The sequence below is a fragment of the Streptomyces sp. NPDC052910 genome, from assembly GCF_055585605.1.
This window is the reverse complement of the sequence record NZ_JBVJJR010000003.1, coordinates 857,214-870,977: the sequence shown is the minus strand read 5'-3', so window position 1 is coordinate 870,977 and position 13,764 is coordinate 857,214. Positions and strand designations below refer to the sequence as shown.

Annotated in this window: 11 protein-coding genes; 2 read left to right on the top strand and 9 right to left on the bottom strand. The window is 71.2% G+C overall.

Going from position 1 to position 13,764, the window contains the following annotated elements:
- Positions 1–26: 26 nt before the first annotated feature.
- Positions 27–1,055, bottom strand: coding sequence for an aspartate-semialdehyde dehydrogenase (locus ACZ6X9_RS14905; RefSeq protein WP_469778382.1), 1,029 nt, complete (start codon positions 1,053–1,055; stop codon positions 27–29).
- A 279-nt stretch (positions 1,056–1,334) separates the two neighbouring features.
- Between ACZ6X9_RS14905 and ACZ6X9_RS14900 the strand changes: the two genes are divergently transcribed.
- Positions 1,335–1,577 carry a hypothetical protein gene (locus ACZ6X9_RS14900; protein WP_469778381.1) on the top strand — a complete coding sequence of 81 codons (243 nt, stop codon included), beginning with the start codon at positions 1,335–1,337 and terminating at the stop codon, positions 1,575–1,577.
- Positions 1,578–1,579: 2 nt separating this feature from the next.
- Here ACZ6X9_RS14900 and ACZ6X9_RS14895 read toward each other — a convergent pair whose 3' ends face one another.
- The 3 genes from ACZ6X9_RS14895 to ACZ6X9_RS14885 all read right to left on the bottom strand — a co-directional run bounded on the left by ACZ6X9_RS14895 (position 1,580) and on the right by ACZ6X9_RS14885 (position 5,655).
- Positions 1,580–1,840 (bottom strand): hypothetical protein, encoded by a 261-nt coding sequence (locus tag ACZ6X9_RS14895; protein ID WP_469778380.1) that lies wholly within the window; start codon positions 1,838–1,840, stop codon positions 1,580–1,582.
- The gene (locus ACZ6X9_RS14890; RefSeq protein WP_469778379.1) at positions 1,837–2,199 is read right to left on the bottom strand and encodes a hypothetical protein; all 363 of its coding nucleotides are present in this window, start codon (positions 2,197–2,199) and stop codon (positions 1,837–1,839) included. The genes ACZ6X9_RS14895 and ACZ6X9_RS14890 overlap by 4 nt, the downstream gene beginning before the upstream one ends.
- A 138-nt stretch (positions 2,200–2,337) precedes the next feature.
- The gene (locus ACZ6X9_RS14885; RefSeq protein WP_469778378.1) at positions 2,338–5,655 is read right to left on the bottom strand and encodes a S8 family serine peptidase; all 3,318 of its coding nucleotides are present in this window, start codon (positions 5,653–5,655) and stop codon (positions 2,338–2,340) included.
- A gap of 509 nt (positions 5,656–6,164) precedes the next feature.
- On the opposite strand from ACZ6X9_RS14885, the gene ACZ6X9_RS14880 reads away from it, so the two are divergent.
- Positions 6,165–7,871, top strand: coding sequence for a TIGR03767 family metallophosphoesterase (locus ACZ6X9_RS14880; RefSeq protein WP_469778377.1), 1,707 nt, complete (start codon positions 6,165–6,167; stop codon positions 7,869–7,871).
- 171 nt (positions 7,872–8,042) lie between these two features.
- Here the strand turns inward: ACZ6X9_RS14880 and ACZ6X9_RS14875 are convergent, their stop codons facing one another.
- The 5 genes from ACZ6X9_RS14875 to pepN all read right to left on the bottom strand — a co-directional run bounded on the left by ACZ6X9_RS14875 (position 8,043) and on the right by pepN (position 13,658).
- On the bottom strand, positions 8,043–8,402 hold the full coding sequence (locus tag ACZ6X9_RS14875) for a hypothetical protein (RefSeq protein WP_469778376.1): 360 nt from the start codon (positions 8,400–8,402) through the stop codon (positions 8,043–8,045).
- Between the two features lie 281 nt (positions 8,403–8,683).
- Positions 8,684–9,136 (bottom strand): hypothetical protein, encoded by a 453-nt coding sequence (locus tag ACZ6X9_RS14870; protein ID WP_469778375.1) that lies wholly within the window; start codon positions 9,134–9,136, stop codon positions 8,684–8,686.
- A complete protein-coding gene (locus ACZ6X9_RS14865) occupies positions 9,126–9,794 on the bottom strand; it encodes a pentapeptide repeat-containing protein (RefSeq protein ID WP_469778374.1) in 669 nt (222 codons plus the stop codon). The genes ACZ6X9_RS14870 and ACZ6X9_RS14865 overlap by 11 nt, the downstream gene beginning before the upstream one ends.
- Positions 9,795–9,907: 113 nt before the next feature.
- On the bottom strand, positions 9,908–10,942 hold the full coding sequence (locus ACZ6X9_RS14860; RefSeq protein WP_469778373.1) for a hypothetical protein: 1,035 nt from the start codon (positions 10,940–10,942) through the stop codon (positions 9,908–9,910).
- Between the two features lie 118 nt (positions 10,943–11,060).
- Positions 11,061–13,658, bottom strand: a complete 2,598-nt coding sequence (gene pepN, locus ACZ6X9_RS14855) for an aminopeptidase N (RefSeq protein ID WP_469778372.1) — start codon at positions 13,656–13,658, stop codon at positions 11,061–11,063.
- Positions 13,659–13,764 lie beyond the last annotated feature (106 nt).

The following is a 13,764-nucleotide window of genomic DNA, read 5'->3' as shown; positions in this document are numbered from 1 at the left end:
ACCGTCGGCCCGCCTCCGGGAGGCGCTCAGCCGCGCAGCTCCGCGGCCACGAGCTCCGCGATCTGCACCGCGTTCAGGGCCGCGCCCTTGCGCAGGTTGTCGCCGACGACGAAGAAGGCGAGGCCGTGCTCGACGGTCTCGTCCACGCGCACGCGGCCGACGAACGTGGCGTCCTTGCCCGCCGCCTGGAGCGGGGTCGGGATCTCGGACAGCTCGACGCCCGGCGCGCCGGCGAGCAGCTCGTAGGCGCGCTCGACGCTCAGCGGACCGGCGAAGGAGGCGTTGACCTGCACCGAGTGGCCGGTGAAGACCGGGACGCGGACGCAGGTGCCGGAGACCTTGAGGTCGGGGATCTCCAGGATCTTGCGGGACTCGTGGCGGAGCTTCTGCTCCTCGTCGGTCTCGAACAGGCCGTCGTCGACGATCGAGCCGGCCATCGGCAGCACGTTGAAGGCGATGGGCCGCTTGTAGACGCCGGGCTCGGGGAACTCGACGGCCTCGCCGTCGTGCGCCAGCTCGGTCGCCCGGTCGGCGACCTTGCGCAACTGCCCGTCGAGCTCGGCGACACCGGCCAGGCCGGAGCCGGAGACGGCCTGGTAGGTGGTGGCGACGAGGCTGCGCAGCCCGGCCTCGGCGTGCAGCACCTTCAGGGCCGGCATGGCGGCCATGGTGGTGCAGTTCGGGTTGGCGATGATGCCCTTGGGGCGGTCGGCGACCGCGTGCGGGTTGACCTCGGAGACGACGAGCGGCACCTCGGGGTCGCGGCGCCAGGCGGACGAGTTGTCGATCACGACGGCGCCTTGCCCGGCGACCTTCTCCGCGAGCGCCTTCGAGGTGGCGCCGCCGGCGGAGAAGAGGACGATGTCCAGCCCGGTGTAGTCGGCCGTGGCCGCGTCCTCGACGGTGATCTCCGTCCCCTGCCAGGGGATCGTGGACCCGGCGGACCGCGCCGAGGCGAACAGACGCAGTTCCGTCACCGGGAAGTCGCGCTCGGCGAGGATCCTGCGCATGACTCCGCCGACCTGTCCGGTGGCTCCGACGATTCCGACTCTCACAGGGGGCTCCCAATGCTCATCAAGGACACATGCGTCACTACCGGACGACGGTGGGGCCGGTAGGCGCGGTTCCATCATGCGGGAGCGGGGGGCCCGAAAGTCCAATCCATTGTCCGGAGGGTGGGACGAGCCGGGCGGCCAGGAGTGGCTTTCGATCGCCGCCCCGGCGAGTGAACCGTCGCCGCATCCGGTGCGCGGGGGGCACGTCCGGCCGTAGGTTCGCCGGACAGGCGGGGGCCCGCGGAGCCTCCGACGCGTGGGCAGAGGGGGAGACGCGACGTGACGGAACTGCCGTGGGGCAAGGTGCGCGGCGAGACGCCGGAGCGCCGCCCGCGGTCCGGCTCCGACGAGCCCGTGGCGCAGTGCGTCCGGGAGCGTTTCGCGGCGATCGACGCCGACATCGCCCGGACCGAAGCCATGCCCGCCCCCGAGGGGGCGGAGCCCGAGTTCTCCGCCGAGGAGCTCGCCGCCGCTCGGGCCGGCCTGGCCCGGGCACTCGCCGCTGCTCGGCAGACGGAGTGAGCTCACCCCAGGTGCGCGATGCGCACGACGAGGATCGTCGACTGCCGTCGGTGTTCCTGGTACCAGATCATCAAACGGCCCTCGGCGGGGTCCAGGAGCCGGGAGACGCCGGACTCGTGGGACGGCGGGTCACCCAGGTATTTGACCGAGGCCGCGTCCGCCAGTCGCGCGGCGAGCTTTTCCACGTCGCGGCGCAGCGCGGGGTCCAGGCCGCCGACGACATGCTCGGCGTCGGGCAGGTACTCCCAGGTCCAGTCGCTCACTCCGCCGCCTCGCGCGCCGCCACGTCCAGCAGTGCCGCGATCTCCGTCGACGCGGCCCGCGCTTCCTCGAGCGTAGGGGCCCTGCCGACCGCCCTTTCCAGTTCGTCCAGCCGAGCGGCGCGGGAAGGGATCCGGCGCAGGGCGACGAACACCCCCCAACGGTGCAGGAAGGTGTGCATGGGCACGGTGCTGTCCGTCTGGACGGCTTCCTGCCAGGCGGCGTGGAACTCCCGCTCGAAACGGACGGCGGCGCTCAGGTCGACTCTGGCGACCGCCACCCGGAGGGCTGCCTCGGTAAGCGGAGGCATGGGGAACAGCGGTTCGTCCGGGTCGCGGTGGTGTGCGGGGTCTGCGCTCACGAGGCTGAATCTCTTTCGACGTCCACGCGTCACATCAGTCTGCCGTACCGGTCCCCGACGCTACCCGTGCGACCGGAAACAACAGAGCGGGCGCCCGGAAACCGGACGCCCGCCCCATCCCGATCAGTCGGCGACCGGTCAGGAAACGACCTTCTCGATCGTCACCCTCCCGCTCCCCGCGACCGTGCCGCGCTCGTTGACGAGCTGCACCTCGCCGGAGAACGTCCGGCCCTCGGGGGCGGCGCCCGCGACCACGACCTCGGCCGTCACCTGGGCGGACTGGCCGTTGCCGAGCTTGACGGACTGCCCGGCCGGGACCTTGACCTCGCCCAGGGAGGGGGCGAAGTAGACGTCCCGGTAGTCGTAGGCGGTGGTGCCGGAGGGCACCTCGTAGCCGGTGACCTCGATCGTGTACTCGCCGGCGGCGGGCTTGCTCAGGACGACCTGCTCGTCGGAGCCGCCGCTGGTGGAGGAGCCGACCGGCTTGCCGTCCTTGTAGACGGTCAGGTCGAGGTCGGCCTTGGGGTCGGCGGCGCCGCCGATGGCGGCCTCGAAGCGGGTGACGCCCTCACCGATGGTGACCTTGGACGTCTGCTTCTGCCCCTTGGCGATCTCCTGGCGGGCGACCTTGGACGAGCCGAGGCGGCCGCCCTGCAGCTTGCCGTCCAGCGGCGCGAAGTCGTTCGTCGCCTTCCAGGTGACCGCGGCCGGGGTGCCGACCTTGGCCTCCGCCACCTTCTGCACGGCCGGGTCGAAGGAGGCGCCCAGCGCGGAGGCGGTCAGCGTGTAGGGGTTGTCCAGCAGCGGCGAGGTGCGCCGCGACTCGACCTCGATCTCCCAGACGCCCGGCAGCGGGTTGGCGTACGAACGCACGTCCGGGCGGCAGGTGTTGGCCGGGTTGCCGTAGTTCGGGTAGCAGTTGACCGTGGAGGTCGGGTCGACCGGCATGCCGTAGGAGTTGATGGCGATGAACCGGGTCTGGCTGTCCTTCGCCAGACCGCTCATCGCGATCTCCAGCGTCTTGGCGCCCTTGGGCACGGTCACGAAGTACGAGGTGGTGGCGTTGCGCTGGGCGGTGGCGCTCTTCTGCACCCGGAAGGCCGGGGCTGCCAGCGGCTCGGCGACGACCACGGTCGTCATGATCTGCTTGTCGATGCCCTCGGTGCGGTCGTCGTCCACGGTGAGGATCGCGCTGTGGATGCCCGCCGACTTCGGCTTCGCCGTGACCTTGACGGTGACGGGCTTGTTCAGCGGCAGCCGGACCTCGTCACGGCTCGCCAGCTTGAACGTTCCGTCGTTGTTCCGCCACTTCAGCTCGTGCCAGACGTCCTTGTCCGGACCGGAGGTGCGGGTCACGGTCACGTCGTACGTCTTCGACTCGCCGGCCTTGAGGCCGCCCTCGCGGTCGTAGAGGCCGGTGCCGAAGCCGGGCGTCTTCAAGGAGCCGGAGAGGGCGGTGGCGACCGGTGCCTTCACCGTGTACTCGTGCGCGGTGGCCTTGTGACGCAGCGCGTCCCACGCCTCGTTGATGTCGATCAGGCCGGAGCCCTGTTCGTACGCCTGGAAGCCCTTGATCTTCTTGGCCGTGCTGGTGAGGGCCGTGCGCAGGTCGGCGGGGGTGAGCTTCATCCCCTTCTGCTTGGCGGCCGAGATCAGCAGTGCCGAGGCGCCGGCGGCCTGCGGGGAGGCCATCGAGGTGCCCTGGAGCATCCCGTAGCCGGGGGGCAGGTCGTAGCCGGACTCGGCGACGGGCGCGCCCGGCTCCCAGGTCGGCGTGGTGTTGATGGACGCGCCGGGGGCGGTGATGATCGGCGCGAAGCCGCCGTCCTCGCGCGGGCCGCGGGAGGAGAACGGCATCATCGCGTACTTGGTCCGCACCTCGGACCCGTAGTTGGCGGCCCAGGTCTCCTTGGAGACGGAGGCGCCGACGCTGAGGACCTTGTCGGCCAGGCCGGGGTCGCCGATCGTATTGGCGCCGGGGCCGCTGTTGCCCGCGGAGATGACGAGCTGCACGCCGTAGGTGTCGATGAGGCGCGTGTAGAGCTCGGAGCGGGCGTTGTTGCCGTCGTTGAGCGCCGGCAGACCGCCGATCGACATGTTGACGATGTCGACGCCGTGGTTGACGACCAGGTCGATCATGCCCTCGGTGAGCGCGACGTTGGTGCAGCCGCCGCTCCAGGTGCAGGCGCGCGAGGAGACGATCTTCGCGCCGGGCGCGGCGCCGTTCATCCTGCCGCCGAACAGGCCGTTGGCCGCGGTGATGCCCGCGACGTGCGTGCCGTGCTCCGACTCGATGACGCCGATGTTGACGAAGTCGGCCTTCTTGCCGACCCAGCTCCCGCCCTTGGGGTCCATCGGGACGTCCTTGCGGACCTGCACGACGAACGGGATGCGCTCGGCGATGGCGGTCTTCGGGTCGTCCTTGCCGAAGTAGCCGACCTGGTAGCCGTCCTTGTACGGCTTCATCTCGGCGTCGTTCCGGAAGTCGCCGTCGTCGTCGAGGTCGACGCGGACGGTGCCCTTGGCCTTGTCGTAGAGGACGGCCCAGGAGTCGGTGGTGTCGCCGTCCCGGTTGAGGTCGCCCTTCATGTCGCCGCCGGCGGTCGCGCTCTCGCGGAACAGGGACACCTGGTAGGAGCCCGCGGGGGCGGAGTACGTGCGGCCGTTGAAGGAGAACGAGGGGCCGGACGCGTCCTGCGTCATCGGCAGCCAGGTGCCGTCGTCGTCCGTCAGCGGGTCGGTGGACGTCACCCAGTCGACGATCTTGCGCTCGCCGGTGCTGGTCTTCTGCAGGGCGGGGTGGGCCAGGTCCACGCCGGAGTCCAGGACGCCGATGGTGACGCCCCGGCCGTCGGCCTTGGGGTGGTCCTCGACGAAGTCCACGGCACCGGTCTCGAAGGCCGGCTGGTACGGGTTCTTGGCCGGGGTCTGCTTTCCGGGCGCCGGGTAGGAGCGGCTCTTGGGCCCCTTGGCGCCCGCCACCGCGTCACCGCGCGGCGTCGGGTCGGGAAGCTTGATCTCCTGCTTGAGGTCGATGCCGTGCACCGACGACAGCTTCTGGGCCTCGGCGATCACGGCGTCGGCCTTGGCGGTGGGGACGGTCGCCCGGACGTAGCCGAGCTTCTCGTACTCCTTGCCCACCGAGGCGCCCCGGACGGAGTCCAGCTTCCCGGCGATCTGCCCCGTCTGGCCGGGGGCGGTGGCGATCATCATGGTCACGGTCCGCTCGCCCGCGGACTTGGCCTTGGCGAGCAGGTCCGCGCCGTGCGAACCGAGCTTGTCCTGCTCCGGGCCGGCCGGCTTGACCGGGCCCGGGGCCGGGGGCTGGGGCCCGTCCGCGAAGGCGGGGGCCGCAGCCGTGGCGGCGAGTGCCACCGCCGCGGCGGCGGCGACGGCTATTCGGGACGCGCGTCTCGCGCCGCCGCGGGAAGCGTGGCGAGATGTGGGGGTGGTCATGGACATCCCTGGCTGGTGAGTGAACGGCTGCCGACGGCAGGTCCGGATATCGGAACCGGATGGGGGCTCACTTTTATGGAAGTGACGGGCTTTTGGGGAGAGTTGCCAGGGACGGAAAGTAAGGATGGCGTAAACCCGCCAGCGGGCACACTGGGAGGAAGCGGGACGGAGGCCGTGAACGACTCGGAGCGGTGTCCCCTGGGAACCGAGAGGCGGGGGTCCATGGTTCAGCCATTCAGGGCAAACGGAGTACACCGGGACCGGCGGGGCCATAGGGTTTCCCGGGATGCGTTCCCGGTCGGGTGAACGCTGAGTGAGGCTCAGCGTTCCAGGGGACGAGTCCTCCATGTCGGTTCGCAGTAGCCAAGATCGATGTGCGGTGATCGGCGGCGACCGTTGCCGCCCCGTTCACGCCCGGGTCATCCGCGCTGCCAACGATCCTCGGTGACAGCAGCCGCAGCTCACCTGCACCTCCGCTCGCATTCGCGTTCGCACTCGGGGAGACCGCCATGCACAGCAGATCCGGCAGATCCGCTCCGCACCTCGACCGCCGGGGGTTCCTGGCCGCCGCGGGTGCCGTCGGCACCGGCCTCGCCCTGGGCCCCTCCGGCGCGGCCGCCGCCGACGAGCCCGCCCCCGGAATCCCGGGGACGGCCGGCACCGAGACCGCGGCGGCCCCCACGGGCGCCGGCACCACCCTCGCCTCCGTCGCCACCCCGCGCGGCACCGGCGCCTACAAGCGGCTGGGCGACGGCCCCGGCTGGCCCCGCGTCGTCCGCACGGAGCTGGCCCCCGCGCGCGCCGAGCGCACCCGGCGGCGCACCACCATCGCGTCGTTCGTGCAGTTCACCGACCTGCACCTGACGGACGTTCAACACCCGCTGCGCTACGAGTTCTTCCGCGCCGGCGGCGAGGGCGCCTGGCGCCCGCACGAGGCCCTGACCCTGCCCGGCGTGGTCTCCCTCGTCGAACGCGTCAACAAGCTCCGTCGCGGCCCGGCCACCGGCACCCCGCTCCGCTTCGTCATCACCACCGGCGACAACGGCGACGAGAACGCCCGCATCGAGGCCGAGTGGTTCCTCACCGCCCTCAGCGGCGGCCGGATGAACCCCAACACCGGCGACCCCCGCCGCTACGAGGGCGTCCAGAACAGCGGCCTCAAGCTCTACTGGCACCCCGAGAGCTCACTCCGCGACCAGGACAAGGCCGTCGGCTACCCGCGCATCCCCGGCTACCTCAACGCCGCCATGCGCAGCGTCAACAGCCCCGGCCTGACCATCCCCTGGTACTCCACCTTCGGCAACCACGACCTGCTCTCCGGCGGCTGCTACCCGGCCGCGGGCTCGTTCATCGCGGACGTCGCCGTGGGCGGCAAGAAGCTGTACACCGTCTCCGCCGACGAGGCCAAGTGGCTGATGGACGGCGAGCTGCACGGCGCCGACCCCAAGGGCAAGCGCATAGAGGAACTGCTGCGCAAGCACAAGAAGGAGCTCCGCGGCGTCACCCCGGACGCCCGCCGCGCCCCCCTGACGCAGCGTCAGTACGTCGGCCTGCACCTGGATCGCCGGTTCACCGGCCGCGGCCCGGTCGGCCACGGCTACACCAAGGACAACCTCGACTCCGGCACCCTCTACTACAGCTTCCGCGTCTCCGACCGGGTCGTCGGCATCAGCCTCGACTCCACCGACCCCGGCGGCCACTACCAGGGCTCCCTCGGCACCGCCCAGCTCGACTGGCTCGACCGCACCCTCAAGGCGCACAAGAACGACTACGCCCTGATCTTCAGCCACCACCCGAGCTGGAGCATGAACAACACCGTCCCCGACCCCGCCCGCCCCAACGAACAGCGGCACGGCGGCGACGAGGTCATCGCCCTCCTCCAGCGCCACAAGAACGTCCTCGCCTGGATCAACGGCCACAGCCACCGCAACCGCATCCGCCCCCGCGGCACCTTCTGGGAGATCGCCACCGCCTCCCACGTCGACTACCCGCAGCTCGCCCGCGTCATCGAGATCACCGACAACCGCGACGGCACGATCTCCCTCTACACCACCCTGATCGAGTCCGCGGCCCCCCACCGCACCGACTACCACGACCTCTCCCAGACGGGCCTCGCCTCCCTCTACCGCGAACTCGCCTACAACGCCCCGGGCAGCGACCGCACCCTGGCCGGCGACCCTACGGACCGGAACACGGAGCTGCTCCTCAAGCGGTGACGGCCCCCACCACCGGCATGCGCCGCGCCGACCGGCCCAGGGCACCCCACCCCTCCCCGCATGACGAGCCGTCGCCGAGCGGGCGGCAGCGACCGGGGTGCCCGGCCGGTCCGACGCGGAGCGGGCCGCGGGCCGGCGGCTGACGGGCCGCGTGACCCCCTCGGCACGTGTTCAGCCGCGGCCCTCGGACTGCGCCTTCGCGTCGAGGGCGTCCAGCGCCGCTTTGTCCAGCGCGACGAACGGTTCCTCGGAAGCGAACGCGTTCCGCTCCTTGAGGGGCACGAAAAAGGGATCCGGCTGTAGGTATGTTTCTCTAGGCTCGAGGGGGAGGAGCCAGGGGCGAAACCTGGCCATCCGGCCGACCTCGACCGCGAATTCGCCTCCTCGCTCGAAAAGCGCGAGCAGCGGCTCGTACGGATCCGGCAGTCGCGGAAGGGACACGCCCTGATCGTGCAGGTATGCCCACGTGACGGCATGCATGCAAAGCATGCGGGTGTGTGCGTAGAAGATTCGTTCTTCGAGGTGCGCCACCAGTCGTTCTCTCACGTCAACAGGTATCCGCACGGTGTGATCGACGGCGTACGCCAAATTCGGGTACGGCCAGGTCCCTGATCCCAGGTGCTCTGCCCAGAGTGCGGTGCGCCTCAAGTGCTCGCGCATCAGCTCCAAGCGGGATGGGGAGTGCATGTCGCTCCCGCCGGCCGGGCGCCATTCGACGGCCAGCAGGCGTCGGACGACGGAGGTTGCCGAAGTTCCCATTCTCTGTGCTCAACCTGCCTTCGTCTCACGTCGGTGCCGGTGTCCATGGAGAACTAGGGGAGCGCCGTCACACCCGCCTGAGGAAGCCGGTCGACAGCGGACGCGACCGCGTCGACGGAGTAGTACGGGACATCGTCGTCCGAGACGAGGACACAGGCCTTCGTCACCGCCGCATCGGGCGTCACCGCCCAGTACGCACTCGGAGCGACGTCATCGGTGGGATGGAACACCACGGTCCGAGTGCGCGCCGCGAATCCCAGGGCGAGTTCGCGCTCGGTCGGCCGCTCGGTCACGGAGTCCCGCAGGTAGATGTCCAGGGATAGTGAGACGTGCCCGACGAGCTCCCGCCAGTCGCACAGAACAGGGGAGTCCCAGTCGCGGAGGTCCGGGGCATCGTCCGCGCCGGCGATATCGACAGCACCCGATCCCGTCCGAAAGCAGGCGGCCAGCGCATGGGCGATCGCGTCGGCCGGCAAGCGGTCGACGGTGAGGAAGTTATAGGTCACCGAACGATCCTCGCCGGATGGGACCCTTCGGGACGAGCACCTCGACGTGCGCCCCTCTCGCTCTGAGCCACTCCCGCAACTCCGCCCCCTTCAGTTCGTGTGAGTGGCCGTTGGTGTCCACGGTGGCCGGGCCGAAGACGGAACCCGAGAGGCCCCGCACCCGCGTCGACTCGTCCAGCCGGACGTCGAAAGGGTTCTCGCTCACGACGGCGCCCGTCAGATCCGCGCCGCGGAGATCGGCTCGCAGGAGAAGAGCCCCCATGAGCCGAGTCCCTCGAAAGCTCGCCCGGGCGGCATCGACCGAATCGAGGGAGGCTCCGGCCATGTCCGCACCGTCCAGCCGGGCCGACCGGAGGGTCGCTCCGTCCAGAGTGGCGCGTACGAGGTCGGCTCCGGACAGGTCCGTGACGCTGAGGTCGGCCGCTTGCAGGTCGGCTCGGTAGAAGCTCGTGTCCGCCAGCCGGGCCCCCGTCAGCACCGAGTCGGTGAACCACGCGCTGGAGAAGTCTCCGCCCGACAGGTCGGCGCCGCGGAAGTCCCCGTCCATGGCATAGAGAACGCTTTGATCGGAGAGCAGCCAGTCGCGGAGCCGTCCCGCCGTCTCCCGGTCGGCGGGAAAGGAAGCCGGCGACCACTTACCGCGGTGATCAGGGGGCACGGCACCCTCCGGTTTCTCTCCCTGTGCGTGCACCGTATGGAGACGATGGCATTACAGGCCCAATGACCGCATCGCGCAATCGATTTGATGTGACGGCGCCCGGCCGCCCGCCCTCACCGTGGCAACACCACCACATACCCCCGCGCCCCCCGCTCCGCCGACGTGGCCAGGGCCGTGCGGATCACCGCGGCCTGTTGGTCGGGGGACTCGCGGAGTTTGCGGGGGGTGAGGTGGATGACGGTGAGGCCGAGGTGTTCGAGGTGCTGGCGCTTGCGGGACTGGTGGTTCCAGACGGCGTCGGGTTCCTGGCGGGGGGCGCGGGCGTCGATTTCGACGACGACGCCGTGGTCGGGCCAGTAGGCGTCGGCCGGGCCGAGGGACGGGCCGCCGGGGAGGCGGAGTTCGACGTTCCAGAGCGGGGCGGGCAGGGCGTGGTCGGCGACCATGGCGTAGAGGCGGTCCTCGGCCAGGGAGCGGCCCTCGGCGAGGAGGACGTCGACGGCGTCCACGATGTGCGGGCGGTTCAGCAGTTGGGCCCGGGAGAGTTCGCGGACCAGGCGGGCCGCCTCGCAGTGGCCGCCGCGGACGGCCTCGGTGAGCAGCCGGCGGATCTGTTCGGGGTCGGTGAGACGGGTGACGGCGTCCGAGACCGCTCGGGCGACCGGGGCCACCGGGACGCCGGTCACCAGGCGGGGCCGGGGGATGGTGTGGGTGCGCACGGGGCGTACGAAACCGGCCTCGCGAAGCCGGCGGGTGCCGGGGACGAGGACGTCGATGTGCTCGATGCGCAGCAGCGGGGGAGCGCTGGTGAAGCGGTAGAGGGCCAGCGCCGCCAGCCCGGTGATCATCGCCTCCCCGTAGGGGGCTTCGGCCTGGGCGCCCCGGGGTTCCTGGGCGGGGAGGCCCTGGGTACGGGCCCGGGTGTACATCAGGGCGGCGTGCAGCCGCTCCTCGCTGGTGGCGGGACCGGTGTGGAGCAGGTAGACGCCGGGCAGCAACTGCTGCCAGGGGCCGCCGGGGCGGCAGCGCTCGGCGGCCATGGAGGAGGGGACGCCGTGCTCGCGCAGTTGCCGCGCGGTGAGCACCCGGTGGCGGACGTCGGAGAGGTGGTGGAGCGGGCGCGGGGAGAGGGGGGTCTCGTAGCTCATGACCCGGCCATTCCCGCTGTGCGCCCGCTCCTTAACCCCTGTTACAGGCTCGTCGCCAAGTGGGGACAACCCCGCGCACATGCACGGGAGTTCGACGGCGAGCGGAAGCCGGCGGGCGTCACGCCGCCGCGTCGCACTCCTGTGCCTTCAGGGCCCGCGCCAGGTCGTCCCGGGCCTCCAGCACCAGCCGGCGCAGGGCCGGCGGGGCGTCGGGGTGGTCGGCCAGCCAGGTGTCGGTGAGGTCCAGGGTGCGCCGGTCGTCCTGGAGCATCGGGAACAGGCCGCGCACGATCGCCATGGCGATCTCGATGGACCGCTCCCGCCAGACACGCTCCAGTGCCGCGAAGTACGGCTCCACGTAGGGCGTGAACAGCTCCCGCTGCCCCGGCTGGTCGAAGCCCGTGAGGGTGGCCTCGGTGAGGGCGTTGGAGAGGGTGTCGGATTCGACGACGGTCGCCCACGCCTCGGCCTTGACCTCGGGGTCCGGGCGCGAGGCCAGGCAGCGGACGTGGTGGCGGCGGCCGGACGCGGTGTCGTCGCGGGCGAGTTCGGCGTCGATCAGCGCCTTGTCGGCCGCGCCCGCCGAGGCCAGGGCGGCCAGGAAGGACCAGCGCAGCTCCTGGTCCACGTCCAGGCCGTCGATCCGGGCGGTGCCGTCGAGCAGCCCGCGCAGGAGCTGGAGGTCGGCCTCGGTGCAGGCGGTCTGGGCGAGGAACCGGGCCCAGGTGAGCTGGTGGCCGCTGCCCGGCTCGGCCAGCCGCAGCTCGCTCAGCGCGCCGCGGGCCAGCTCGGCGGCGCCCCGCTCGCGCCACTCCGGCGCCGCGTAGTGGACGAGCGCGGTGCGGGCGCAGAGCTGGAGCATCTGGAGGACGCCGATGTCCGTCTCGGCGCCCGCGAAGCGCAGCACCAGGTCCAGGTAGTCGCGGGCGGGCATCAGCCCGTCGCGGGTCAGGTTCCACAGCGCGGACCAGCACAGGGCACGGGCCAGCGGGTCGGTGAGCTCGCCCAGGTGGGCGCGGAGGGTGGCGAGCGACTGCTCGTCGAAACGCATCTTGCAATACGTCAGGTCGTCGTCGTTGACGAGGACCAGGTCCGGCCGCTCCACGCCCCGCAGCTCGGAGACGACCGTGCGCGGCCCGGTGACGTCGGCCTCGACACGCGCGTAGCGGACCAGCTCACCGGCCTGCCGCCGGTAGAGGCCGACCGCCACCCGGTGCGGACGCAGCTCGGGGTGGCCGGCCGGCGCCTCCTGGAGGACGGCCAGCTCGGTGACGCGGTCCGCTGCGTCGTAGGTGAGCTGCGGGGTCAGCGAGTTGACGCCCGCGGTCTGCAGCCAGGACCGCGACCAGGCGGTCATGTCGCGCCCGGAGGTCTCCTCCAGCACGGACAGCAGATCGCCCAGGCGCGTGTTGCCGTAGGCGTGGCGCTTGAAGTAGCGGCGCGCGCCCTCCAGGAAGGCCTCCCGGCCGGCGTAGGCGACGAGCTGCTTGAGGACGGAGGCGCCCTTGGCGTACGTGATGCCGTCGAAGTTGAGCTTGGCGTCCTCCAGGTCGTGGATGTCCGCCGTGACCGGGTGGGTGGAGGGCAACTGGTCGGCCCGGTACGCCCACGCCTTGCGCTGGTTGGCGAAGGTGACCCAGGCGCTGGTGTAGCGGGTGGCCTCGACCTGCGAGAACGAGCCCATGAAGTCGGCGAACGACTCCTTGAGCCACAGGTCGTCCCACCACTCCATGGTCACCAGGTCGCCGAACCACATGTGCGCCATCTCGTGCAGGATCACATTGGCCCGGCGCTCGTACGCCGCCTGCGTCACCTTGCCGCGGTAGACGAACTCCTCACGGAAGGTGACGCAGCCCGGGTTCTCCATCGCGCCGATGTTGTACTCCGGGACGAACGCCTGGTCGTACTTGCCGAAGGGGTACGGGAAGTCGAAGTGCTCGTGGAAGAAGTCCAGGCCCTGCCGGGTGACGGTGAGGATCTCCTGCGCGTCGAAGTGCGGGGCGAGGCCCTTGCGGCAGAGGGCGGCCAGCGGGATCTCCAGCGTGGTGCCGTCGGGCAGCTTGTGGCTGTAGTGGTCACGGACGACGTGGTACGGGCCCGCGACGACCGCCGTGATGTAGGTGCCGATCGGCTTGGTGGGGACGAAACGCCAGGTCGCCGCCGTGTCGTCGGCCGGCTCGACGGGACCGTCCTGGGCACCGTTGCTGATCACCGTCCACTCGGCGGGGGCCGTGACGGTGAAGGTGTAGGGGGCCTTCAGATCGGGCTGCTCGAAGTTGGCGAACACCCGGCGGGCGTCGGCGGGTTCGTAGTGCGTGTAGAGGTAGACCTCGCCGTCCTCGGGGTCGACGAAGCGGTGCAGCCCTTCGCCCGTCCGGCTGTAGGCGCACCGCGCGTCCACGGTCAGCACGTTCTCGGCGGCCAGGCCGCGCAGCGCGATCCGGGCGCCGTCGAAGACCTCGGCGGGGTCCAGCTCCCGGCCGTTGAGCGTCACGGACGTGACGGAGGGGGCGAGGAGGTCCGCGAAGCTGTCCGCCCCCGGCTCGGCGCAGCGGAAGCGGATGGTGGAGACCGACCGGAAGGTGCGGGGGCCGCCGTCCGCCGGGTTCTCCGGACCCACCGCGGACCGCAGGTCGAGCGCCACCTCGTAGGCGTCCACGGTCAGCAGCGCGGCCCGTCGCCGGGCCTCCTCACGGGTCAGGTTCTCACCGGGCACGGCGGGGCTCCCTCGGTCTGGTCGGCGTCGTCGGCGTCGTTTCCCGACGTGTTTCGAACATCAGGAATCATGGCACGCACGTCGTCGTTGCAACCGTGACCGTCCT

Bases quoted from the DNA above. Each gene is read 5' to 3' on its own strand.
- ACZ6X9_RS14885 (WP_469778378.1), bottom strand. From the start codon at position 5,655: ATGACCACCCCCACATCTCGCCACGCTTCCCGCGGCGGCGCGAGACGC.
- ACZ6X9_RS14880 (WP_469778377.1), top strand. From the start codon at position 6,165: ATGCACAGCAGATCCGGCAGATCCGCTCCGCACCTCGACCGCCGGGGG.
- ACZ6X9_RS14860 (WP_469778373.1), bottom strand. From the start codon at position 10,942: ATGAGCTACGAGACCCCCCTCTCCCCGCGCCCGCTCCACCACCTCTCC.